The sequence below is a fragment of the Tumebacillus avium genome, from assembly GCF_002162355.1.
GTDB lineage: Bacteria > Bacillota > Bacilli > Tumebacillales > Tumebacillaceae > Tumebacillus_A > Tumebacillus_A avium.
In genome coordinates, this window is the sequence record NZ_CP021434.1 from 662,541 (window position 1) to 684,390 (window position 21,850).

At 58.4% G+C, this 21,850-nt stretch carries 20 protein-coding genes; 10 read left to right on the forward strand and 10 right to left on the reverse strand.

Translation table 11 applies throughout. The features are described 5' to 3' along the window. Window positions 1-174 precede the first annotated feature (174 nt). The 3 genes from CBW65_RS03345 (at window position 175) to CBW65_RS03355 (ending at window position 3,901) form a co-directional block, all read left to right on the forward strand. A complete protein-coding gene (locus CBW65_RS03345; RefSeq protein ID WP_087455586.1) occupies window positions 175-1,785 on the forward strand; it encodes a gamma-glutamyltransferase family protein in 1,611 nt (536 codons plus the stop codon). A 206-nt stretch (window positions 1,786-1,991) separates the two neighbouring features. Beyond that, complete coding sequence (locus tag CBW65_RS03350; RefSeq protein ID WP_087455587.1) at window positions 1,992-2,726, forward strand: ABC transporter ATP-binding protein; 735 nt, start codon at window positions 1,992-1,994, stop codon at window positions 2,724-2,726. Next, window positions 2,723-3,901, forward strand: a complete 1,179-nt coding sequence (locus CBW65_RS03355) for an ABC transporter permease (protein WP_087455588.1) — start codon at window positions 2,723-2,725, stop codon at window positions 3,899-3,901. The genes CBW65_RS03350 and CBW65_RS03355 overlap by 4 nt, the downstream gene beginning before the upstream one ends. Window positions 3,902-4,032: 131 nt before the next feature. Here CBW65_RS03355 and ltaE read toward each other — a convergent pair whose 3' ends face one another. The 10 genes from ltaE to CBW65_RS03405 form a co-directional block, all read right to left on the reverse strand. Continuing rightward, window positions 4,033-5,085 carry a low-specificity L-threonine aldolase gene (ltaE, locus tag CBW65_RS03360; RefSeq protein WP_087455589.1) on the reverse strand — a complete coding sequence of 351 codons (1,053 nt, stop codon included), beginning with the start codon at window positions 5,083-5,085 and terminating at the stop codon, window positions 4,033-4,035. A gap of 31 nt (window positions 5,086-5,116) precedes the next feature. Further along, the gene (locus CBW65_RS03365) at window positions 5,117-6,361 is read right to left on the reverse strand and encodes an ATP-grasp domain-containing protein (RefSeq protein ID WP_087455590.1); all 1,245 of its coding nucleotides are present in this window, start codon (window positions 6,359-6,361) and stop codon (window positions 5,117-5,119) included. Next, on the reverse strand, window positions 6,336-7,397 hold the full coding sequence (locus CBW65_RS03370) for a PLP-dependent cysteine synthase family protein (RefSeq protein ID WP_087455591.1): 1,062 nt from the start codon (window positions 7,395-7,397) through the stop codon (window positions 6,336-6,338). Before CBW65_RS03370 ends, CBW65_RS03365 begins: the two co-directional genes overlap by 26 nt. Window positions 7,398-7,455: 58 nt before the next feature. After that, on the reverse strand, window positions 7,456-8,955 hold the full coding sequence (locus tag CBW65_RS03375; protein WP_087455592.1) for an argininosuccinate lyase: 1,500 nt from the start codon (window positions 8,953-8,955) through the stop codon (window positions 7,456-7,458). Between the two features lie 153 nt (window positions 8,956-9,108). Next, a complete protein-coding gene (locus CBW65_RS03380) occupies window positions 9,109-11,832 on the reverse strand; it encodes an AAA family ATPase (protein ID WP_198299742.1) in 2,724 nt (907 codons plus the stop codon). A gap of 110 nt (window positions 11,833-11,942) precedes the next feature. Next, window positions 11,943-12,581 (reverse strand): TVP38/TMEM64 family protein, encoded by a 639-nt coding sequence (locus CBW65_RS03385; RefSeq protein ID WP_087459103.1) that lies wholly within the window; start codon window positions 12,579-12,581, stop codon window positions 11,943-11,945. 23 nt (window positions 12,582-12,604) lie between these two features. Then, complete coding sequence (locus CBW65_RS03390; RefSeq protein WP_087455594.1) at window positions 12,605-13,330, reverse strand: ABC transporter permease; 726 nt, start codon at window positions 13,328-13,330, stop codon at window positions 12,605-12,607. A gap of 1 nt (window position 13,331) precedes the next feature. Continuing rightward, entirely contained in the window at window positions 13,332-14,033 is a 702-nt protein-coding gene (locus tag CBW65_RS03395) for a fluoroquinolone export ABC transporter permease subunit (RefSeq protein ID WP_087455595.1), read from the reverse strand. Window positions 14,034-14,204: 171 nt separating this feature from the next. After that, window positions 14,205-15,059: an ABC transporter ATP-binding protein gene (locus tag CBW65_RS03400; protein WP_087455596.1), complete on the reverse strand. Its 855-nt coding sequence runs from the start codon at window positions 15,057-15,059 to the stop codon at window positions 14,205-14,207. Beyond that, the gene (locus CBW65_RS03405; protein ID WP_087455597.1) at window positions 15,056-15,673 is read right to left on the reverse strand and encodes a TetR/AcrR family transcriptional regulator; all 618 of its coding nucleotides are present in this window, start codon (window positions 15,671-15,673) and stop codon (window positions 15,056-15,058) included. The genes CBW65_RS03400 and CBW65_RS03405 overlap by 4 nt, the downstream gene beginning before the upstream one ends. 177 nt (window positions 15,674-15,850) lie before the next feature. Between CBW65_RS03405 and CBW65_RS03410 the strand changes: the two genes are divergently transcribed. The 7 genes from CBW65_RS03410 (at window position 15,851) to CBW65_RS03435 (ending at window position 21,840) form a co-directional block, all read left to right on the forward strand. Continuing rightward, complete coding sequence (locus CBW65_RS03410; RefSeq protein WP_087455598.1) at window positions 15,851-16,339, forward strand: GAF domain-containing protein; 489 nt, start codon at window positions 15,851-15,853, stop codon at window positions 16,337-16,339. A gap of 1 nt (window position 16,340) precedes the next feature. Then, window positions 16,341-17,417 (forward strand): sensor histidine kinase, encoded by a 1,077-nt coding sequence (locus CBW65_RS03415; protein WP_087455599.1) that lies wholly within the window; start codon window positions 16,341-16,343, stop codon window positions 17,415-17,417. Next, window positions 17,389-18,045 carry a response regulator gene (locus tag CBW65_RS03420; RefSeq protein ID WP_087455600.1) on the forward strand — a complete coding sequence of 219 codons (657 nt, stop codon included), beginning with the start codon at window positions 17,389-17,391 and terminating at the stop codon, window positions 18,043-18,045. The genes CBW65_RS03415 and CBW65_RS03420 overlap by 29 nt, the downstream gene beginning before the upstream one ends. Before the next feature lie 178 nt (window positions 18,046-18,223). Next, window positions 18,224-18,391: a cytochrome c oxidase subunit 2A gene (locus CBW65_RS24055; protein ID WP_157721749.1), complete on the forward strand. Its 168-nt coding sequence runs from the start codon at window positions 18,224-18,226 to the stop codon at window positions 18,389-18,391. A gap of 39 nt (window positions 18,392-18,430) precedes the next feature. Next, window positions 18,431-18,898 carry a cytochrome c oxidase subunit II gene (locus tag CBW65_RS03425; protein ID WP_087455601.1) on the forward strand — a complete coding sequence of 156 codons (468 nt, stop codon included), beginning with the start codon at window positions 18,431-18,433 and terminating at the stop codon, window positions 18,896-18,898. An 18-nt stretch (window positions 18,899-18,916) separates the two neighbouring features. After that, the gene (locus tag CBW65_RS03430) at window positions 18,917-20,560 is read left to right on the forward strand and encodes a b(o/a)3-type cytochrome-c oxidase subunit 1 (protein WP_087455602.1); all 1,644 of its coding nucleotides are present in this window, start codon (window positions 18,917-18,919) and stop codon (window positions 20,558-20,560) included. Window positions 20,561-20,667: 107 nt separating this feature from the next. Next, window positions 20,668-21,840 carry a class I SAM-dependent methyltransferase gene (locus tag CBW65_RS03435; RefSeq protein WP_232463437.1) on the forward strand — a complete coding sequence of 391 codons (1,173 nt, stop codon included), beginning with the start codon at window positions 20,668-20,670 and terminating at the stop codon, window positions 21,838-21,840. Window positions 21,841-21,850: the final 10 nt, after the last annotated feature.

Below are 21,850 nucleotides of genomic sequence, written 5' to 3' on the forward strand. Positions count from 1 at the left end.
CCCTCTTAATTTGCAATCCCGGACAGCTTACAGTTGCATATGTTTCAGTTTCGTGAAGATCGCCGGGAATCCTCTAAAGAAGGTTTATCTCTTAAAGAAGGTGATCTCTCCTGCATGGAGAAAATGCTGGATAAATACCCGCATCAACTGTTGCATGCGAGAGGAGAATGATCGATGAAGTTTGATGCTTTGCATCACCCGTACGCGTCGAAGCGGATGACCGCCTATGCACGCAATGGCATGGTGGCGACGTCGCAGCCATTGGCGGCGCAGGCCGGGCTGGAGATTTTACAGAAGGGCGGCAATGCGATCGACGCGGCGATTGCGACGGCGGCCGCTTTGACGGTGGTCGAGCCGACGTCGAACGGGATTGGCGGCGACGCGTTTGCTTTGGTCTGGGTGAAAGGTGAACTGCACGGGCTGAATGCCAGCGGCCCGGCTCCGATGGGACTTTCGATTGAAGCGTTGGAAAAAGCGGGCGTGGCAGAGATCCCGAAGTTTGGATTCATCCCGGTGACGGTGCCGGGGGCTCCAAGTGCATGGGCGGCGCTGTCGGAAAAATTTGGCCGGCTGCCGCTGACCGACGTGCTGGCTCCGGCGATCCGCTATGCGGAGGAAGGGTATCCGCTCTCCCCTGTTTTGGCGTATCACTGGGAACGGGCGTTTGTGATGTACAAGAAGCTGTTGAAAGGCGAGGAGTATCAGCATTGGTTTGAAACGTTTGCACCGGAAGGTCGTGCGCCGCAAGTCGGCGAGATGTGGCGGTCGCCGGATCATGCGCGGACGCTGCGGTTGATCGCGGAGACAAAGGCGGAGGCGTTTTATCGCGGGGAACTGGCGGAGCAGATCGATGCGTATTCGCGGAAGTATGGCGGGTATATTCGCAAGGAAGATTTGGCGTCGTACCAGCCGGAGTGGGTGAAGCCGATCGGGGTGAATTATCGCGGGTATGATGTGTGGGAGATTCCGCCAAACGGGCATGGGCTGGTGGCGCTGCAGGCGTTAAATATTTTGAAAGGCTATGAGTTCCTGCAGCAGGATGCGGTCGATACGTACCACAAGCAGATCGAGGCGATCAAGCTGGCGTTTGCTGACGGGCAGAAGTATATCACCGACCACGGGAAGATGCGGGTGCGGGTCGAGGACTTGCTGTCTGATGCGTATGCGGATGAGCGCAGGAAGCTGATCGGCGACAAGGCGCTGACTCCTGTTGCGGGTGAACCTCCGCGCGGCGGGACGGTGTATTTGGCGACGGCCGATGGCGAGGGCAATATGGTGTCGTTTATTCAGAGCAACTACATGGGATTTGGCTCCGGGCTGGTCGTGCCGGGCACGGGCATCGGGCTGCAGAACCGGGGGCATAACTTTACGCTGGATCGGGAGCATGACAATTGCCTGGAGCCGGGGAAAAAGTCGTATCACACGATCATCCCGGGCTTCATGACCCAAGGCGACCAGGCGGTGGGTCCGTTTGGCGTGATGGGCGGTTTCATGCAGCCGCAGGGTCATGTGCAGGTCGTGATGAACACGGTCGATTTTGGGCTGAACCCGCAGGCGGCGCTCGATGCCCCGCGCTGGCAGTGGATGAAGGATAAGCTGGTCGAGATCGAGCATTCCACGCCGGACCATATCGTCCAGGCATTGGCTGCGCGCGGCCACAGCGTGCGCTGGGCGGTCGGCTCCGGAGGCTTCGGACGCGGTCAGATCATCTGGCGCAACCCGGACACGGGCGTGCTGAAAGGCGGCACCGAGCCAAGGACGGACGGGTGTGTGGCGTCTTATTGAGGCTAACGCCGGTTGACTAGAGCTGGCGCTCAGGTTTTATAAGGGATTTTGGTTTTTCAGATGAGCTGCAGGTGTTACAGATGAACTCATTGTAAATGCATCATTTCTCTGAACAAAAGGGTATGCCTTTGATAGGCACGCCCTTTTTGTTTGGCAGTTTGGTACAATGTGGGTACTAGGTCGAAACGCGTATAGGAGGTACATAGATGTTAGAAGTGACAGGGTTGACCGGCGGGTACAAAGCCGATGTGCCGGTGATACGGGACGTATCGTTTACCGTGGGGGCTGGCGAGTTGGTGGGGATGGTTGGGATGAACGGGGCCGGGAAGTCGACGGTGATCAAGCATGTGCTGGGGCTGATCGAGCCGCATCAGGGCAGCGTGGCGCTGAATGGGGAGACGTTGGCGAGCAATCGGGCACTGTTTCGCTCGCAGATCGCCTATGTACCGGAGACGCCTCGGCTGTATCCGGAGCTGACTTTGCGGGAACACATGAAGCTGACCGCGATGGCGTATGGCATGGATGACGCTTTATATGAAGAAAGGTCGGAACGCCTGCTCGGGATCTTTCGGATGAAGGAAAGCCTGGACGCCTTTCCGGGGACGTTTTCCAAAGGGATGCAGCAGAAGGTGATGATCCTCTGCGCGTTTTTGCTCCAGCCCGCTCTGCTGATCGTCGATGAGCCGTTTGTCGGGCTCGATCCGCTGGCGATTCACGCGCTGCTCGAACTGCTGGAGGAGATGAAGGCGCAAGGCACGGGGATTCTGCTCTCCACACACATTTTGGGCATGGCTGAGAAGTACTGCGACCGCTTTGTGATGATGAGCCGGGGCGTGGTGGCGCTGTACGGCACCTTGGAGGACATGCGCGGACAAGCTGCAATGCCGGACGCGACGCTGGATGATCTGTTTGTGCGGGTGGTGAAGGAGTCGTCGCGATGAAGAACCTGCAGGACTTGTATGCTCACCGCCTGAAAACTGCGTGGCAAAACGGTCTGGTCTACGCCCTGAAAGCCGGCCGCAATGTCGCTTTGCCAATGTCGGTGCCGTTTGTGGCGGTGGGGATCGCGTTTGTCTATCGGTACATGCTCGAAATTGTGCCCGAAACATTTCCGTCCGAGCTGTTTTTGGCGGTCGTGTTGGCGTACTTTTTGACGAAAAGCAAAGTGCGGACTTTTATCAAAGAGCCTGATCTAGTGTTTCTGCTCCCGGCCGAGGCGCGGATGAAAGAGTATTTCCAGCGCGCCGTGAACTACAGCTCGTGGATGGGAGCGCTGACGTTTTCTTTTGTGATGAGCTTGGCTCTCCCCTTTTATCTGTTTGAGATCGGGAGTCTGGCTGGATTTTTCCTGATCTGGGCGCTGCTGCTCCTCGTCAAGCTGTGGAACGTGCAGGAGCAGTGGCGGAGCATCGCATGGAAAACGCCCGCTTGGGTGACCGCCGTGCGCTTTGTGGTGAATGCAGGCTTGGCTTGGGCGATCATACACGGGTATTGGTATGCTGCCCTCTTCCCCGTCGTGCTGCTCCTGCTGCGCCGCCGCTGGCCGGACGGGTATCCGTGGTCGGAGCTGATGGAGCTGGAGAAAAAAGCGGTGGCCGGGTACCTCGCCTTTGCCAACTTTTTCGTCGATGTGCCGGAGATCATGAACCGCGTGCGCGAATGGAAGTTCCCGCAACTGCCTTGGGAGCATGGGAATCCGTTTCTGTTCCTCTACACGCGGACGTTCCTGCGCCAAAGCGAGTACTTCGGTATCGCCGTGCGGATCACGCTGACGGCGTTTGTTGGGCTGTTTTTTGTCACCAACGTCTGGATCGGGCTCGGCGTCTACCTGCTCGCCTTGTACGTGACCGGCAAGCAGATGCCGAACATGGCGACGGAGCGAAAATACCCCGATGTAATGGAACTGTACCCGCTGGAGGAAGAAGCAAAACTGAAAGGCTACTCCCAACTGGCATTCGGCGTGATGGTCGTGCAAAGCGTCCTGCTGTTCCTCCCCGCGCTGATCGCAGGACTGCCGTGGTGGTATTTGCCTGCCGGGCTGGCGCTGGCGTATCTGCTGGCGTTTTATGATCTGCCCACGCGCTTTCGGGAACGGATGGAAGAGAAAAAGGAGTGAGAAGATGATATTTCCACCTTTGCCCGTGCTGATCACTTGGCTGCTGTCAAGCGTTGCATTTGCTGCACTGATTGTCTATTTGATTCAAAGATTTGCGAAGCGCTAAACTCTCAAAGAAAAAAAGTCCTGAGCTATACGCTCAGGACTTTTTCTGTCGACAGCACTTGGCGGATGATCTCCAGCGCCTGGTCGATGTCTTGTTCGGTGATGCCAGAATGGGTCACAGCGCGGATGCGGCCGTGGCCGAGCTCGGCGATGTTCAGGCCGGCTGCGTAGCACTCTTCCACAAAACGCTGCCAGGTGAAGCCTGCTGCCGTCACGCGGAAGAAGACGATGTTGGTCGGGACGTCCATGTCCACTTCGATGCCCGGGGTCTCAGCGAGACCGGCTGCCAGACGGCGGGCGTTGGCATGGTCGTCGGCGAGGCGGTTGACCATCTTCTCCAGCGAAATGATCCCCGCCGCTGCAAGCAGGCCGGATTGGCGCATGCCGCCGCCAAGCATTTTGCGCAGGCGGTAGACTTTCTCGATAAACTCAGCCGTGCCGACAACCATCGAGCCGACCGGTGCGGACAGGCCTTTGGAGAGGCAGAACTGGATCGAGTCGGCATACTGGGCAACTTCCGCCACCGGTACGTCCAGCGCGATCGACGCGTTGAAAATGCGCGCGCCGTCCATGTGCACCGGCAGGCCTTTGCTTTTCGCGAATGCCTGCACTTCCGCCAAGTAGGACAGCGGCAGCACTTTGCCGCCCATGCGGTTGTGCGGGTTCTCGATGGTGATCAGGGACGGGAGTGCGAACTGCGGGTCGGTCGTGTCGTCCGGGAACGCTTTTTCCAGATCTTCAATCAAGAGGCGTCCGTCCGGCTGAGTCGGGATCGGCTCGTACATGATACCGCCGCAGACCGCTGCGCCGCCCGCTTCATAGATGTAGATGTCCGTCTCGTTGCCGACCAGCACTTTCGAGCCGCGCGGGCAATGCGCCATCAGGGACGCGAGGTTGGCCATCGTGCCGCTCGGCATGAAGATTGCTGCCTCTTTGCCAAGCATTTTCGCGGCGAGGGCTTCCAGTTGCTTCACCGTCGGGTCTTCGCCGTAGATGTCATCGCCGAGCGCGGCCTTGGGGATCGCTTCGAGCATTTCTTGCGTCGGCAGCGTGAATGTATCACTGCGCAATTCAATCATGGGGTAAGCCTCCTTGTGCATGAGCTGCGATTTAGTTCTTGATGACCGATTCTTCCAGCACAACTTCGATTTTTTCGATCGCCGTTTCCAGCGTTGTTACAGTCTCTTCATAGGTACCCTCTTTGACGATCACCGAACCGAGGCGGTGATAAGCGTTTTGCGGCGGCTGGACAGCTGCGCCCGGCTTGCCGGTGACGATCACTTGCTGCACGCCGGCAACGTTTTGCGCCGCTTCTGCGCCACGGATTTCACTGAGCACGCCCACTTCCGGCGCCATGATGAACTTGATGCCCGCGTGGCCGGAGTACTCGACGACGAGGTCTTTCGGACCGTCGACCGAGCAGCGGATCTGCTGTTCCAGCATGTCCACACCTGTCGCGAGGCGAATCAGTTCCGGGATCATCCCGCCTGCCAGACGAGCGTTGATCTCGATGATCTTCGCGCCTTCCGGGGTCAGTTTCAGCTCGGTGTGGGTCGCGCCGTTTTTCACCCCGACTGCGGCCAGCGCTTTGATGACGGTGGAGCGAATCTCTTCTTCCACATCAGACGCCAACTTGGCCGGGAAGATATGGCGGGACTCGACGAAGTACGGGAACCCGGTCAGGCTCTTCTCGGTGATGCCGATGCAGGTGGTCTTGCCTTCCCACGTGAACATCTCCACAGAAAATTCCGGCGCGTCCACATACTCTTCGATCAGCACGGTGCCTGCGGTGGCTTGGCCGCGCATGTTGGTGGTGACCGACAAAATCTTCAGCGTGTGCGCTTCAACTTCTGCCAGCGTGTTGCAGAGCATTACATCATTGGAGCCGGAATCGTCGGCCGGCTTGACCACACACGGCACCGGCACGGTCGCCAACGCCTGTTCGAGGTCAGCTTGTCCCCGAACGATCGCAAAACGCGGCTGACCTACGCCTGCTGCCGCCAACGCCTGGCGGGTCAGGGACTTGTTGCGTGCGGTGCGCATCGCTTCCGGCGGGTTGCCCGGCAGGCCGTAGTGGGTCGCGAGCGTCGCCACCGCTTCGAGGTAGAACTCGGAGGTGGTGGCAAATCCGCAGATCTCGTCGACCCTAACGTTTGCTTCGATTGTCTTTTTCAGCTCATCGATGCTGTTGGTGTCACAGACGATCACTTCGCTGCCGGTCTCTTCCAGACCGAGATAACGCTCTGGCTTGTTGCACAGGAAAATCGGCGTCAGGCCCCAGCTCACCGCTTTTTTCAGGGCGAGCATGCCGGTGCCGGTGGTGTTAGATTCAACGAACAGCAGTTTCTTCTTCATGTTGGGCGGCTCCTTTAGCTTCGATCTTGGAATAGGACCAGGAGGTGACGACAGTGTCATAGGACACGTGCGCCGGGTCGTCCGGCAGGCGCAGCGTGTTGACGCCTTTCTCGATGCGGTACGCTTCGTTGTAGATCGAATCTACATAGCGGTCGCCGCGATCCGGGAAAATGGCGAGAATCTTCGTGTTTTCATCAACTTGCGACGCGATCCAGCGTGCCACAGCAAAGACGGAACCGGAGGAGTTCCCGGCGAAGATCTTCTCTTCACCCGCCAACTGCAACGTCGCCGCAAATGCTTCCTCGTCGTTCAGCCAGTGAATTTCGTCCATCACGGCAAAATCGACGTTGGGAGCGACCAGCGAGTTGCCGAGGCCGCCTTGCAGACGCTTCGGGTTGTCCGGCTGGCCGAAGATGACCGAGCCGGCCGCATCGACAGCGACCACTTTCAAATTCGGATTGAACGCTTTCAAAGCGCGGGCCGAGCCGGACAAGGAACCGCCGGAACCAACCGCTGCGACGAGGATGTCGACATGGCCGATGTCTTCCATCACTTCGGCTGCCAGCTCTTTGTACGCGCCAGGGTTGTCCGGGTTCTCATACTGGCGCGGCCAGAACGCGCCGGGATTGTCCTCGAGCAGCTGGTGCAGCAGTTCGAGGCGGGACCCTTGCCAGCCGCGATCCGGGGACATTTTTTCCACGATGTGCACTTTGCAGCCCAGCGAAGTCAGCTTGGCTTCGGTGATCGGGTCGATGCGCGGGTCGGTGACGATGTGCACCGGGTGCCCGAGGTAGGTGCCGACGATCGCCACGCCTGCTGCCATCGTGCCGGAGGAGCTTTCGATGATCGGCGCGCCGTCTTTCAGGATGCCTTTCTTCTTCGCTTCGAGGATCGAGTTTTTCGCCACGCGGTCTTTCATCCCAAACGGGTTGAGCAGTTCCAGCTTGGCATAAACCTGACCAATGGCCCGGTCGTTCAGGCGCAGTTTGACGAGCGGGGTTTTGCCGATTGCATCGATGATATCTTGACGGAGCATGAAGTCCAGTCCTTTCTTCGATAGGGGTTCTGTCAGCAAGAAACTCTTTCAGCAAGAATTATTTCAGCAGCTCTTCCACTTGAGAAAACGCGTGTTGCACAGCTTGTTTGCGCTCATTGATCCCTTGCAGCAACTGCCCGGTCTCCGCTTCCTGCACGGCGAGCAGGTCGCGCATGCGCTGCGGATTGGTCGCGCCGACCGACTTTTTCACGTGCAGGTTGTAGTCGGTGTCGAACGCCTGGCGCAACTGTTCTTCGCTCAGAGTTGCTTTCAAGCCCAGCGCATCGGCAGCCGCATGCAGCAGCGAGATGTCCACTTGCGTCGGCTTGAGCCCTTTTTCGATTGCTGCGGTGATGTAGCGGCCGGCGAGGACTTGCGCTTTGCGGTACGGCACACCGCCGTGCAAAGCCAGCATGTTCGCCAGCGTAAAGCCGCCAAAATACTCGCGTTCGCAGATCGCACGCATGCGCTCTTCTTTGAAGCTGAGGTTCTCGATGACGGAGGTGAACAGCTTGAGCGCCGAGCGCATCGTCTTGAACATCGTCAGGACGTTCGAGCCTGCTTCTTTCGACGTTTCGACGAGGTTGGTGTACCCGGTGCTGCGCTGCGCAAACGCGAAGTCCATATAGTACGCGGAGATATGTGCGATGCGGCCGCGAATGCGCTCGAGGATCGGGAAGTTTTTCTTCTGCGGCATGGCAGACGAAATGCCTGCGAGCTGGTCCGGCAGGTCGATCAAACCATATTCAGTGCTGCCCCACGCGATCAGGTCGGTCACGACGCGGGAGAGATTGATCGAGAACGTGGACAGCTCAGCGGCGACGCGCAAGCTCCACTCGCGGTTGGCAACCCCGGTCAGCGCGTGGCGCACCGGTTCGTGGAAGCCAAGCAGGTCGGACATGCGCTGCTGGTTCCAGCCCAGTTCCAGTCCGGCCATCGCGCCCGAGCCGAGCGGGCAGCGGTTGATGTCATCATAAACGGCAGTCAGGCGGGCGATCGTCTTCAGCACCTGCTCATTGACGGCAGCGAGGTAAAATCCGGGCGAGATCACTTGCGCGGACTGGTAATGCGTGTAGCCCGGCATCGGCAGGTCGACCGTGTTTTCCGCCAGTTGGTGCAAAGCGGCGGAAAAACGGAACAGTTCGTCGATCACCTGCAAGAGCTGATCGCGGCCAAACATGATCTGCGCACAAGCTTGAAAATCGTTGCGGCTGCGGTCCATATGCCACGCCGGCGCTTCCTGCGTCATCCGCGTTTCAACGAAACGCTCGATGGCAAAGGCGATGTCCGACATGTTGGCTTTCGGATCGGCGGTGATCGTCTCCGAGTTGATCTCGGAAAGCAACGCGCCGATCTCTTGGCGCGCTTCGGCCGATACGAGACCTAAGCGCTCATATTCGAGCGTCATCACTTTTTCCACCAAAATGTACCACGGCAAAAAGTTGTGCAGCTCATAAACAAACTGCGGCTCCAAGATCTCTTCATGCAAGAGTTGGCTTGGGCCGGAGGAAATGCGTCCGGTAAGCGCCGCTTGTTCAGGTGCGGATGGCTTGGTCATATCATTCATTCACTCCTCAGCTCGATGCGTTAGGAATTCATTTATTTGCACAATGGATATAAGTTTAGCTGTATTTGTTTAGCTCGTTTCTCCATTTCACAACATTCTACACAAGGCTTAAAAAACCTGCCAGAAACATAAAAATCAGGACCCCTATTTTAAGGGCCCCGATTCAAATTGAAAATCATCTTCGGTCAGCGTCATCAACATCGTTTTGTCGATCTCACCTTCCATTTGCGCGAGGCGGGTGGAAAGGTTGATCTTGGCGCGCTCCAGCACATTTTCCGCCAGACGGCCGTTGCCGAAGTCCGGCCCGGCGAGCGAACATTCGCGGATGAAGCAGCGCCAGAGCTTCTCTTCCGCTTCCGGGGTGATCTCGTAGCGGGAGCGTTCCGCTTTGCGCTTGACGATCTCGACGAGGTCGCTGGCGTTGTAATCGGGAAAATGCAGGTGGAAGCGGATGCGGCTTTTCAGGCCGGGGTTGAGCTTGAGCAGGTCTTCCATCTCTTGCGTGTACCCGGCGAAAATGACGGCGAGCAGGTCTTTTTTGTCTTCCATCTCTTTGATCAAGGTGGCAAGCGCTTCTGCGCCAAACTCTTCGCGCTTGCTGCGGGCGAGGGCGTACGCTTCGTCGATAAACAGGATGCCGCCAGTGGCTTCGCGGATCTTGTCGCCCGTCTTCAGCGCAGTCTGGCCCATGTAGCCGGCGACGAGATCTTTGCGCGACGCTTCAACAAAATGGCCTTTGGGCAGCAGGCCCAGCACGCGCAGGATGCGTCCCAGTAGGCGGGCGACCGTCGTTTTGCCGGTGCCGGGGTTGCCGGTGAACGCCATGTGCAGAGTGAGCGGGCTGTCTTCGAGCCCGTAGGCGGAGCGCTTCTGCTCCATCGCCAGCACCGCGCTCATCTGTTTGACGACGCGTTTGACTTCTTCGAGCCCAACCAGGCTGTCGAGGTCGCGCAGCACGTCGTCGAGCGTTTCCGCATCGGGCAGCGAGCTGTCGTGAAAATCTTCGGCGGTCAGCGTGCTGTAGGCGTCGGGCGCAGGCTCGGCGCTCTGCGTTTTGGCGTGGACGGCGTGGTTGATCTTCGCTTTCTCCAAGAGATTGCGGATCGTGCGGGCGTTGCCAAACGTTTCATCGAGCTTCTCGCGGAGGGCGCGGCGCAGCAAAGTGTCTTTTGCTTCCGGCGTGAGTTGGTAGTGGTCCTGCTCGGCGAGGTGGTCGGCGATGGCGAGCAGTTCGGCGTCGGAGTAGTCCGGGAAGTCGACGTGGAACGGGATGCGTTCGCGCAGTCCTTGGTTAAAGGTGAAAAATTCGTCCATCTGCTTCTTATAGCCGGCGACGATGACGACGAGGTCTTCGCGGTGGTCTTCGAGCAGTTTGACCAGCCCGTTGATCGCGGTCAGGCCAAAGTCTTTGGCGGAGTCCTTTTTGTACAAGGTGTACGCTTCGTCGATGAAGAGCACGCCGCCTTGGGCGCGTTTGGTGTATTTGGTCAGGTTTTGCTCGGTGTGGCCCATGTAAGCGCCGACGAGGGCGCTGCGGTCGACTTCGACGACGTGGCCCCGGCTGAGCAGCCCAAGCTCTTTGTAGATCCGCCCGATCATGCGAGCGACAACCGTTTTGCCGGTGCCGGGGTTGCCGAGGAAGGCCATGTGCAGGGTCGGCGGTTTGCGGGTGATCCCGAGGGCGGTGCGGCGCTCTTTTTCAAAAGCGGCGAACTGGGCGATGTCGCAGATCTGCTTTTTCACATGCGCGAGGCCGGGCAGGGCGTGCAATTCTTCCAAGGCGGATGGCTTCGGCGGTTGTGTCGTGTCGGCGGCAAGGTGTTCGGCGACGTCGGGCAGCAGGTAGGCGGGAGGGTTGGCCGGGAGGTTGGCAGGTGCTTTTTGCAGCTCATCTGGCAGGTCGGCCGGGCGATCCGGGTGGCGCTGCGTGTTGCCCATGCTGTCCAGAGACGCCGCTTTCTCCTGTTTCGCCCGCGAGTTCAGGTGCAGTTCGGCAAAATCATCCTCGCTGCTGTCGCTGAGCAAGGTGGAGCGCTTGCTGCGTTTTTTGTCGGGTGAGTTCTTGAGCTGGGTGCTTTTCCAGGGGGCGGTGTCGTCCGGCTTGGAGGCAGCTTTGTTGGCGGCGATGTAGAGGTTGGTCAGCGGATACGGCTTGATGGTGAACTCGCGCTGGACGCCCGCTTTGGCGGAAGGCGCTACGGTGGCAAAGCTGACCGCATTTTGCCCGGACAAGGTCACGTGCAGCTTGCAGCGGGCGGGCAGTTGGGACAGGCGGTTAAACAGCGCCGTGCGCGGCCAGAGGTAGAGGCCGGATGTGCGGGAGTCGACCGGATAGGCCTGGTCGTGCACCGTGATCGTGCCGCCCGCTCCCCCGCCGACGCGGATGCGCAGGGCGGTGTCGGTGCACAGCTCCAAGGATCGGCAGAGCGGCTGATGATCGGGGATGACAAAGCGCACCGCCGTTTCCGAATCGGAAGGCTGTTTGAGGATGGGCAGCGCTTTTTTGACGAGCTGGTTGGGGAGCAGGAGATGCTGCTCCCCTCGTTTGATGGACAGTGTATTTTTCCGCACGGTGAGGGTGACGTCCCGCTCGCTCTGCTGCGCAAACAAGTCGCCAAGCGGCGCGAGTTTGCGGGCAGTGAGTTTGCAGGTCAAGGTGCGGGTGAAAAAGTCCGTCTCCACTTCGACAGGCAGCGTGATCTTATAAAAGCTGTCGGTGTCTTCCTCCAACAGCGTAAGCGTCCGTTTGGCAGCATCGATGCGCAACAGGACGGTATGCTCCCGGTCTTTCGCGCCGGAGCGCACTGTGATGTCTTCCACCGCCGACAGCCAGTGCGCCGCGTCGACCGTTGCTTTTACTGCTTCCATAAGGTGTTGGCTCCTCCCTTTGGCATTCTCGTTGCTATAGCCTATGCCAACCCCCATGGACGGTGCAACCACGTAAAAAGGCAGGCTCCACCATCGGAACCTGCCTTTGCTTATTCTTCGATCTGCTTTTGCTGCTGCGCTTCCATGCGGCGCTTCATGAAGATGTAGGTGAAGATGAAGATGACGACCATGTAGGCCGCGTAGGTGAGGATCGAGGTCATCTTGTTGTCTTCGAAGGAGTTGCCGACAAATGCGAAGATCAGCAGGCGCGGCAGTGAACCGAGCGCTGTTGCGGCGAAGAACAGGATCCACGGCACTTTCGAGACGCCCGTCAAAATGTTCACCACCTGCGTCGGCACCACCGGGACGATCCGCACGGCGATGATGCTCAGGAACGCATTTTGCTCAAAATAGCCTTCGTACTCTTTCGCCTTGGGATACTTGTCCAAAATCCCCTGTGCCCACGAACGGAAACCGTAGCGCGCCATTAGGAACATGATCGTCGTGCCGACCAGCGCTCCGCAGAGCGTAATGCCTGTGCCAAGCACAGTGCCAAACACCGCTCCGATCACACCGACCAAAAGAAGCGCCGGCACCACCGGGAAAAACACAATGATGCTGTACAGCAGAATCGACACCAGAACTGCCAACCAGCCGCCCGCTTCGATGATGTCCATAAACGGATCTTTGTACTGATAACCTAATACGATGATTGCAACGAACAAGACGGCAATCAGAACCTTTTTCACCAAAAGAGTCGTTCCCCTTCCTCTTAGCTCGCCCTGGCATTCAGCCTCCTCAAGAGAAGCGCTATCACAGCAGCATGAAACAGGATGCCAACACTGATATACAACCAGTATACACCCTCACCCGCACCGCTTGCCAGAAATGCTTTCACCGCCCAAAAGGTCGGCAGCACCCCGGCCGCCCAGCCCAACGGCCCTTCCAGAAAATACGCCGCAATCGGCGCCACAAACAAGATCCCGCACGCCTTTGACACCGCCAAGCCTTCGACCTTGTTCCCGGCAAACGCCCCCATCAACAGCGCCACCATCGGCGCCTCCAGCGCAAACACCAGCACCGTCGGCAAGATCCTGCCAAGCTCCGGCGCCTCTACCCCGGCCATCGCGAACCCGGCCAGCGAAAACAAAGTCGACAGCACCACCGGACTCAGCAGCCGGTACCCCAGATACCCCATCTTCCCAAGCGGCGTCACCGCCAAAAAGGCCAGCACCCCTTCATCGCGATCCTCCAGCAGCAAAAATCCGACCAGCAGCCCCAGCATCAGCGGCGTGCCGGACAGCAAAAAGCTCATCAAAAAGAGATCATGCCCGGTCAGCACAAGCCCCAGCTTCTCCCGCGACAACGTGTCGGCAAACGGCACGCCAAACCGAATTCCCAGCGCCATCAGCACCGGAGCGAGCATCGACATCAACAGCACCGGGTCGCGCGTCACCTGGCGCAGATCGCCCAGCGTCAAAGCGGCCATCTCCTTCATCCTACTTCCCCCCGATCTTCAAGATGATGTGCCGGTAAAAGGCCCGGTGCGCCCACGCGTACGCGATCCCGATCCACACGAGCAGCACCGCTGTGGCAACCGCCAGCTCCCAAGCCGGCTTTTGCGCAAATGCCGCCCCGATCAGCGTCATCGCCGCTTCGGTCGGGAACACTTTCATCCACGGCGTCACCCACAGCCCAAACACGTTCGCCATCGGCACAAACAGCACGGTCAAGAACAGCGACGAGGTCAGCAGAAAACCATTCACCGTCTTCACCCGCACCGCCAGCGTCACCCCAAGCAAGGTGAAAAACGCCGACGACAGCACCACCCCCGTCAAAAGCGGCACCGCCGCAAAACCCGCGCCAAATGAAAACAAGGTCACCGCCAGGCTCGATGCCACCGCGAGCAAACCAAGCGACAGCACTTTGGCCAGCAGATACTCCCGGATCTGCACAGGCGTCACGAACAGATTTTCCAAAATGCCCTGCCCGCGCTCCAGCAGCAAGATCCCGCCAATAAAGAAAAAGCCCAGCACCCCCGGATCGGCCGAGATCAACACCACCGCCGACACGCTGCCCATCCACTCCGGCACATTGTGCAAAAACAGCACATAGACCGTACAGACCAGCAGATACGCATAATAAAACCCATGCCGCAGCTGAAACCGCACATCCTGCCGCACCGCAGCCCACGTTCGCATCCCGCAACCTCCTCCAGTAAACATACCGCACTCATCAAATCGATTCACAGCCCTGCCTACCTCACTGCCTTGCTAAATTCACTGCTTCGCTCACCATACTGCCCGGCTATCTCTGACGCATCATCCACGCCACAGCGTCCGGCACCCATCGTTTGCCTGCCCCCGAACCTCCTATGCCAGCCTTTTCCCCGTCACTTCGAGGAAGATATCCTCCAGCGACGCCTCCTGCGTGTGCAGGGTCAGCACGTCCTTTTCCTGCAGCAAGCGAAGAAACTCCCGGTTCACGCCTACATCGGCCAACGCAAACTCGCTGGCATGGATCGTCCCCTCCTCGCGGTACTCCAGACGCACCACCTTCCGCGACCGGCCGATCATCAACTCGCGGGGCGAATCGATCAGCTTGATCCCCCCGTCGACCAGAAACGCCACCCGGTCGCACAGCTCGGCCGCCGCATTCATGTTGTGCGTGTTCAGCACGATCGTCTTGCCCGCCGCTTTCTGCTCCATCATAAAATCCTTGATGATCTTGCTGTTCACCGGGTCCAGCCCCGAAGTCGGCTCATCCAGAAAGATCAGCTGCGGCCGGTGCAGAAACGCCCGCACAAAATTCAGCCGCATCTTCATCCCCTTCGAAAAATCGGCCACGCGCACCTGCGCGCTTTCCAAGAGCCCGACACGCTCAAGCAGCACCAGCGGGTCTTCCGTCTCGCCCTTGTACAGCGAAGCAAAAAACTGCAGATTCTCCAACACCGTAAACTTTCCATAGAAATTCGGAAACTCAAACGCCACCCCGATCTTTTCAAAAAAGTCCCCGCGCACCGTCCGCAACTCCTGCCCCAGCGCCCGCACATCCCCTTGATACCCTTTCAAAATCCCGATCAAAATCTTCTGCGTCGTGCTTTTCCCTGCTCCCGACGGCCCGAGAAAGCCAAAGATCTCCCCCCGCCCGATCGCAAACGACAGCCCTTTGAGCGTCTCTTCCTCCTGCCCCGGATAGGAAAACCGCAACCCTTTGACCTCGATCACAACACTTCCCCTCCCTTTCGCATCAGCCCGACCGCCAGACACTCCGCCAACAGCTCTTGCGTCTCCGCAAAAATCTCCTCCCCGATCTCCTTCTTGTGCAAGGAGGTCAGGAAAAACGCCCGCACCGCCCCCGTCGCCGCTTCCGCACTTACGCCCTGCATGTACCCGGCCGCCTGCCAGGCCCGAATCAGCGGCGCAAACGCATCTTCATCCGCCGCGATGTGCTGCTCGATCAGCTCTGGCGGCAATTTGCGCACCATCAGCTCATACTCGTCTTCCAGAAACACGCGCCGCAAAATCGCATTCTCCTCCACCAACTGCATGCCGTGCAGCAGAAACCGCTTAAACTGCTCCTTCCCCGGCTCGCCGTGCGCAAAGACATCCGCCTGCAGGCGCGCTTTCAGCGTTTGTTCCTCCTCCTGCAAGATTTCGAAATACAGCTCCTCCTTGGAGCCAAAAAATAAATAAAACGACCCTTGGGCAATCCCCACCGCCGCGGTTAGCTCGCGGATGTTCGTTTTCTTCAATCCATATTGATGAAACAGCTCCCGGCCCTTTTCCAACAGCCGTTCGCGCAACAGCTCTTTTTCGCGGTCCTGAAATGCTTTGACCATCTGCCATCCTCCTACCCATGAACCTATGAACGGAATTATTTTTCGTTCATAGACACAATATATGCTTCCTGTCAGACATTGTCAATCCCAAAAGATCAGGGAGTTCCCTGAGAGCTTTCCCGCCCCCTGCCCGCTATACTTTGAATAAGAGGAAAAACAGAACAGGAGGTGCGGTCAATGCTGAACGTGCAACAGAACATCCAAAAAGAGCTGGATGCGTTTCGGATCGACATGAGCGCCGACTTTGTCGCCATCGCGCTGACAGACCCGTCGGCACACGCCATCCGCTTTCAATACGTCTCCGGCAACCGCAATGAACGGTACAAGCGCATCGTGCTGCGTCCGGGCAAAGGCGTGGCCGGCAAAGTCATCCGCATGGGCCGCCCGCTTTTGATGCAGTTCACCGAACCCCAAAGCCTGGACGACCCGCGCGAATATCCGATCCTGCTCGCCGAAGGGCTGAAATCGCTGGTCGGCGTGCCGATGGAAGCGGAAGACGGCCGCGTGCCGGGCATGATGCTGGTCGGCTGCCGCTGCTACCGCGAATTTCATCAACATGACGTCGCAGCCATCTCGAAAAAAGCGAACGAACTGAAAAAGTGGATACTCAGCGGAGACACAACTGTGTATAGTAAGGAAAAAGGGCACGAGGGAGTGAACCCGTAGCATGATTCCTTTGCAGATCTCATCTTCGTTTTTAGAATCGCTGTTCCAAAACGTCAGCGACGCCATCCTCGCCATCAACCGGGACGGCATGATCATCGCAGCCAACCGCTCTTTTGAAGCGATGTCCGGCTACACGGTGCAAGAGCTGGTCGGCAACATCAACCTGTGCGATGTCTGCATCGGCATGGCGACCTGCTCCGAAGAGATGACCTGTGTGGAATGCTTCGCCAAACGCCAGAAGTTGCCGTCGTTTCAAATGTTCGTCCGCACCAAGAGCGGTGAAGAACTGCCTGTCGCCGCCTCTTCGACGCGCCTGCCGACCGAAGGCGATGAGGCGCTGGTGCTGATTTTGCGCGACATCACCGAACAGCAGCGCGTGGAGCGGGAACGCCACCAGCGCCAGTTGACCAACTATGTGATCCAGGCACAAGAAGAAGAGCGCAAACGCATCTCCCGCGACTTGCACGACGGGATTGGACAAGCGCTCTATTCGATCATGGTTGGCCTGCGCGTCGTCAACCAGTTGCAGCTAGAGAGCCAAGTCAAGGCGCACCTCGACGAAGTGCAGCAGCTCACCTCGCGCACGCTGGAAGAGGTGAAAAACCTGTCGGTCGAACTGCGCCCGTCTGCGCTCGATGACCTCGGGCTGGTGCCGGCGATCCGCTCGTATCTGAAACGATTTGACGAGACGTTTGGCATCCAGTCGGAGCTGACCGTAAACGGCAAGCGCCGCCGCTACCCGTCGGTGGTGGAGACGGCGTTGTACCGCATTTTGCAGGAAGCGATGACCAATGCGGCGAAATACGCCGATACTGACCAATTGTTTATCACGCTGACCGACGCGGACGACAACATCGAACTGCGTATCGTCGACAAAGGCGTTGGCTTTGACCCCGAGCATCTGCGGATCAAAGGCACCGGGCTGGGGCTGTTTGGCATGCGCGAGCGCGCCTCGCTGCTTGGCGGCTCGGTGCGCATCGATTCGGTCGAAGGCGTTGGCACGCGGATCGAAGTGAGCATTCCGCTCGATGAAAAAGGAGGGCCTAAGTATGTCCATTCGTTTGTTGATCGCCGATGACCACGCGATCGTCCGCTCCGGGCTGTCGATGCTGATCGGCTCGCAGTCCGACATGGAAGTGATCGCCACGGCGGCCGACGGCAAAGAAGCGGTCGACAAGGCGCTCGACCTGCGCCCGGACATCGTGCTGATGGACCTCAGCATGCCGCCCGGCGAAAACGGCCTGTCCGCCACATCCAGGCTGAAAGATGCAGCGCCGGAGATCGACATTCTCGTGCTGACGATGCATGACGACGAGGAGTATCTGTTCCGCGTCCTGCAGGCCGGCGCGTCCGGGTATATTTTGAAAAGCGCCCCCGATCTTGACCTGATCAACGCCATCCGCACCGTGCATTCCGGGGCGGCCTACCTGCATCCGACGGCGACCAAGTCGCTGATCGCCGAGTTCCTGCAGCGCGTGCAAAAAGGCCAGGACGTGGAGAACTTCCATGTGCTGACCGACCGCGAACAGGAGATTTTGCAATACATCGCCAAAGGCTACTCCAACAAAGAGATCGCCGAGCAGCTGATCGTCTCCGTGAAGACGGTCGAGACGCACAAGTCGAAGATCATGGAGAAGCTGCAGATGAAAACGCGCCCCGAGCTGGTGCGCTATGCGCTGAAAAAAGGCCTGCTCGATTTTGAATAGGACGATCTTGACCAGAACGCCGTCTCCTCCGGGAGACGGCGTTCTTTTTTCCCTGCGATGAGATTCAGGGAGTTCCCGCACCTGCTATCGGGGAGTTCCCCGATACCTGCCCGCCCGATCAGAATCTATACTCAAAGTATGAAATCCGTTACGAATTCACCGGAGGGAGGAAGCCAAGATGGCACAGATTCAGAAGCAGACGGACACCAAGCAGAGCTTGCCGGTCAAGCCGCAACAAGAGGAAGAAGTTTCCCTGCGCGGCACGTTTGCATCGGTCATGATTTTAGGAATCTTGATCATCCTCAGTTGGCTGAGCGCATTTTTCCTCTTCCTGGAGCGGCAATAAGCGACCGCCGGGGAAGAGATTGAAGGGGAGGAACACTTCATGCACTTGCATAAATTTGAAAAAATCTGGCTGGTCTTTGGCGGCGTCACCTTGGTGGCCTTTCTGATCGTGTTGGGCTTCAACGCCTTTTCGCACGGTCACCATCCGCCAAGCGACCTGACCCGCGTCGAACCGGCGATGGTCGACCAGACCGCGCCGTTTGACAAGCCGGGCCTGGTCAAGACGGGCGACAACCAATACGACTTGAACATGCCGGCGTTCGTGTTCGGCTATGCACCAAACGAAATCGAAATTCCGCTCGGTGCGGAGATCACCTTCCACACCACGTCCAAAGACGTCATTCACGGATTCGCAATTCCGGGCACCAACGTCAACATGATGGTTGTGCCGGGCCACGTCAACTCGGCGACCACCACGTTCAAAAAACCGGGTGACTACATGATTCTCTGCAACGAGTACTGCGGAGCAGGACACCACATGATGATGGCAAAAATCGTCGTCAAATAGCAAAGGATGTGAACCACCATGCAAACCACCGCAATTCCGAAACGCGACGCCAAGATGAGCCTCGCCTACCTCGTGATCGCCTTCCTTGCCTTTGGCATCGGCGCGATCGCAGGTCTCTTGCAAGGCTTGGTGCGCGGCGGCGTGATCGAGCTGCCCGATTGGTTAAACTACTATCAAATTCTTACCGCCCATGGCGTCTTGATGGCACTGATCTTTACCACTTTCTTTATCATCGGCTTTATGTATTCCGGCATCTCCAAAACCACCGGGGGCCTGAGCAACTTCTCATTCAAAGCAGGCTGGATCGGCTGGGCGATGATGTTCTTTGGCACCTCGATGGCGACCGCCGCCATCCTGCTCAATGAAGCATCGGTTCTTTACACCTTCTATGCACCGCTGAAAGCAACACCTTGGTTCTACGTCGGCGCAGCACTGCTCGTCGTCGGCAGCTGGGTCGCCGCGCTCGGCATGCTCGTCAACTATGCCAAATGGCGCAAACACAACCCGGGCCAAGTATCGCCGCTCTTCGCTTTTATGACGGTGGCGACGCTGGTGCTCTGGCTGATCGCAACTTCCGGCCTCGCCGTGATGGTCTTGTTCCAGCTCATCCCGTGGTCGTTCGGCTGGGTCGCAGAAGTCAACATCCTGCTCTCCCGCATGCTGTTCTGGTTCTTCGGCCACCCGCTGGTCTACTTCTGGCTGATGCCGGCCTACATCGCCTGGTATGTCTGCATTCCGAAGATCATCGGCGGCAAAGTGTTCTCCGATTCGCTGGCACGTCTGGCCTTTCTCCTGCTCGTCCTGTTCTCGATTCCGGTCGGGTTCCACCATCAGCTGATGGAGCCGGGCATCTCGGAAAAATGGAAGTTTATCCACGTTATCTTAACGCTCGCTGTTGTCGTTCCGTCCCTGCTCACCGCGTTCTCGATGTTCGCAGTCTTTGAGACTGCCGGCCGCCGCAAAGGCGCAAAGAGCATGTTTGGCTGGTTCACCAAGCTGCCGTGGAAAGATGTCCGCTTCTTTGCACCGATGGTCGGGATGCTGATGTTCATTCCGGCGGGCCTTGGCGGCATCATCAACGCTTCCAACCAGATGAACGCAGTTGTCCACAACACCATGTGGGTGGTCGGCCATTTCCATCTGACCGTGGCAACTTCGGTTGTGCTGACTTTCTTCGGCATCTCCTACTGGCTGGTGCCGGCGCTTTCCGGCCGCAAGCTCACCAAGTGGGCAAACCGCCTCGGCATTTTGCAAACTTTGATCTGGACGGTCGGCATGAGCTTCATGTCCGGCGCGATGCACACCATGGGTCTGCAAGGCGCGCCGCGCCGCACCGACTTCACCACCTATCTGGACAGCGTGCTGGGCCTCTCCTGGATGCCGTACTACAAAGTGATGGCATTTGGCGGCGCGATGCTCTTCGTCGGCGGCATGCTGATGATCGGGCTGTTCCTCTACCTGCTCTGCTTCGCTCCGAAAGGCCAGGAAGAATTCCCGATCGCCGAACTGGGCGACAACCACGAACCAACTCCGCGCATCCTGGAGCGCTGGAGAGTCTGGATCGCCGTCTCGGCGGTGCTGATTCTGCTCGCGTACGGCTACCCGATCTACGACATCATTCAAAATCCCGCGCCTGGCGCTCCGCCGCTGCGCACCTGGTAATCGTTCTTTAAATAACCTCCGTCCGCGCGACGGAGGTTTTTTGCTTGACTGAAATGGTATGATATAGGAAGCCGATTCGGCACATGATAAGTTTGAGGTGGAATGAAATGACGATGTTGTCTGTTGTAAAAGATGCAGCGCAAAAGCTGACCGACGCCGCGATCACCTATCTGTGCATCGGGTCGACCGCCTTGCTCGTGCAGGGCGTGAAACTGCCGGAGCCGGATGCGGCAGAGATCTCGGTGCAGTGGGATAATTTTGACGCGGCGATCGCGCTTTGGGGCGACGGGAACCGTGAGGAGTTTAAAGGCGGCTCGAAGTTCGTCTATACGCAAGACGGCGTGACGATGGAGATCGTCTGCTTTTATAACACGGTGATCATCACCGACCCCGACCGGGTGGCTGTCGATCTCGACGGGCAGACGGTATGGGCGAAATCGGTCGCTTACTACCGCGATGCGCTGCCGGCGGATGATCCCCGTCAGCCTGCGATTGCGGACTACATAAAAGAAGGACAGCGCGCGCTGTCCGAAGCGAATGAAAAGGCATGGAACCAAGACTCATACCAAGCGTGGGTCAAGCGCTTCGGCCCGCCGGAAGAAGCAGGGCCGCGCATCGCGCACGACCCTGTGGGACGGCTGAAAACGCTGGTGCCGCATCTGGGTGAGCTGCCAGGCAAGAAAGTGCTGAACGCCCTCGGCTCGCACGGCTCGAAAGCGGTCGCCATGGCGCTGCTCGGCGCGGAAGCCACCGTCGTCGACATCTCGGAGCAGAATGCCCGCTATGCGCAGGAACTTGCCGCGGCGGCCGGCACTTCGATCCGCTACGTCATCTCCGACATCATGGAGCTGCCAGCCGAAGAGCTGACCGGCGATTATGACCTCGTGCTGATGGAGCTTGGCATTCTGCACTATTTTATCGACCTCAACCCGCTGATGGAGATTCTCGCAGCCACCCTGCAGCCGGGCGGACGCCTGCTCATCCAGGACTTCCACCCGATCTCGACCAAGCTGATCACCTCCAAAGGCAAAAAGCACAAAGTCACCGGCAACTACTTCTCCACCGCGCTGGAGGAGACGGACGTTGCCTACTCCAAGCTGCTCGACGACGGCAGTTCGCTGCAGCAAAAAGTCCGCCTGCGCAAATGGACGCTGGGCGAGATCGTCACAGCCGTTGCGCATGCCGGGCTGTTTGTGCGATTGCTGGAGGAAGAGCCCAACACGAAGATCGACGACATGGGCATTCCGAAGACGTTTACGTTGATCGCGGAGAAATTATAAAAAAGTCTGG

What these genes read in the sequence shown, in the direction of transcription:
- CBW65_RS03345 (WP_087455586.1), top strand. Translation starts at nt 175, where the DNA reads ATGAAGTTTGATGCTTTGCATCACCCGTACGCGTCGAAGCGGATGACC.
- CBW65_RS03350 (WP_087455587.1), top strand. Translation starts at nt 1,992, where the DNA reads ATGTTAGAAGTGACAGGGTTGACCGGCGGGTACAAAGCCGATGTGCCG.
- CBW65_RS03355 (WP_087455588.1), top strand. Translation starts at nt 2,723, where the DNA reads ATGAAGAACCTGCAGGACTTGTATGCTCACCGCCTGAAAACTGCGTGG.
- ltaE (WP_087455589.1), bottom strand. Translation starts at nt 5,085, where the DNA reads ATGATTGAATTGCGCAGTGATACATTCACGCTGCCGACGCAAGAAATG.
- CBW65_RS03365 (WP_087455590.1), bottom strand. Translation starts at nt 6,361, where the DNA reads ATGAAGAAGAAACTGCTGTTCGTTGAATCTAACACCACCGGCACCGGC.
- CBW65_RS03370 (WP_087455591.1), bottom strand. Translation starts at nt 7,397, where the DNA reads ATGCTCCGTCAAGATATCATCGATGCAATCGGCAAAACCCCGCTCGTC.
- CBW65_RS03375 (WP_087455592.1), bottom strand. Translation starts at nt 8,955, where the DNA reads ATGACCAAGCCATCCGCACCTGAACAAGCGGCGCTTACCGGACGCATT.
- CBW65_RS03380 (WP_198299742.1), bottom strand. Translation starts at nt 11,832, where the DNA reads ATGGAAGCAGTAAAAGCAACGGTCGACGCGGCGCACTGGCTGTCGGCG.
- CBW65_RS03390 (WP_087455594.1), bottom strand. Translation starts at nt 13,330, where the DNA reads ATGAAGGAGATGGCCGCTTTGACGCTGGGCGATCTGCGCCAGGTGACG.
- CBW65_RS03395 (WP_087455595.1), bottom strand. Translation starts at nt 14,033, where the DNA reads ATGCGAACGTGGGCTGCGGTGCGGCAGGATGTGCGGTTTCAGCTGCGG.
- CBW65_RS03405 (WP_087455597.1), bottom strand. Translation starts at nt 15,673, where the DNA reads ATGGTCAAAGCATTTCAGGACCGCGAAAAAGAGCTGTTGCGCGAACGG.
- CBW65_RS03410 (WP_087455598.1), top strand. Translation starts at nt 15,851, where the DNA reads ATGCTGAACGTGCAACAGAACATCCAAAAAGAGCTGGATGCGTTTCGG.
- CBW65_RS03415 (WP_087455599.1), top strand. Translation starts at nt 16,341, where the DNA reads ATGATTCCTTTGCAGATCTCATCTTCGTTTTTAGAATCGCTGTTCCAA.
- CBW65_RS03420 (WP_087455600.1), top strand. Translation starts at nt 17,389, where the DNA reads ATGTCCATTCGTTTGTTGATCGCCGATGACCACGCGATCGTCCGCTCC.
- CBW65_RS24055 (WP_157721749.1), top strand. Translation starts at nt 18,224, where the DNA reads ATGGCACAGATTCAGAAGCAGACGGACACCAAGCAGAGCTTGCCGGTC.
- CBW65_RS03425 (WP_087455601.1), top strand. Translation starts at nt 18,431, where the DNA reads ATGCACTTGCATAAATTTGAAAAAATCTGGCTGGTCTTTGGCGGCGTC.
- CBW65_RS03430 (WP_087455602.1), top strand. Translation starts at nt 18,917, where the DNA reads ATGCAAACCACCGCAATTCCGAAACGCGACGCCAAGATGAGCCTCGCC.
- CBW65_RS03435 (WP_232463437.1), top strand. Translation starts at nt 20,668, where the DNA reads ATGACGATGTTGTCTGTTGTAAAAGATGCAGCGCAAAAGCTGACCGAC.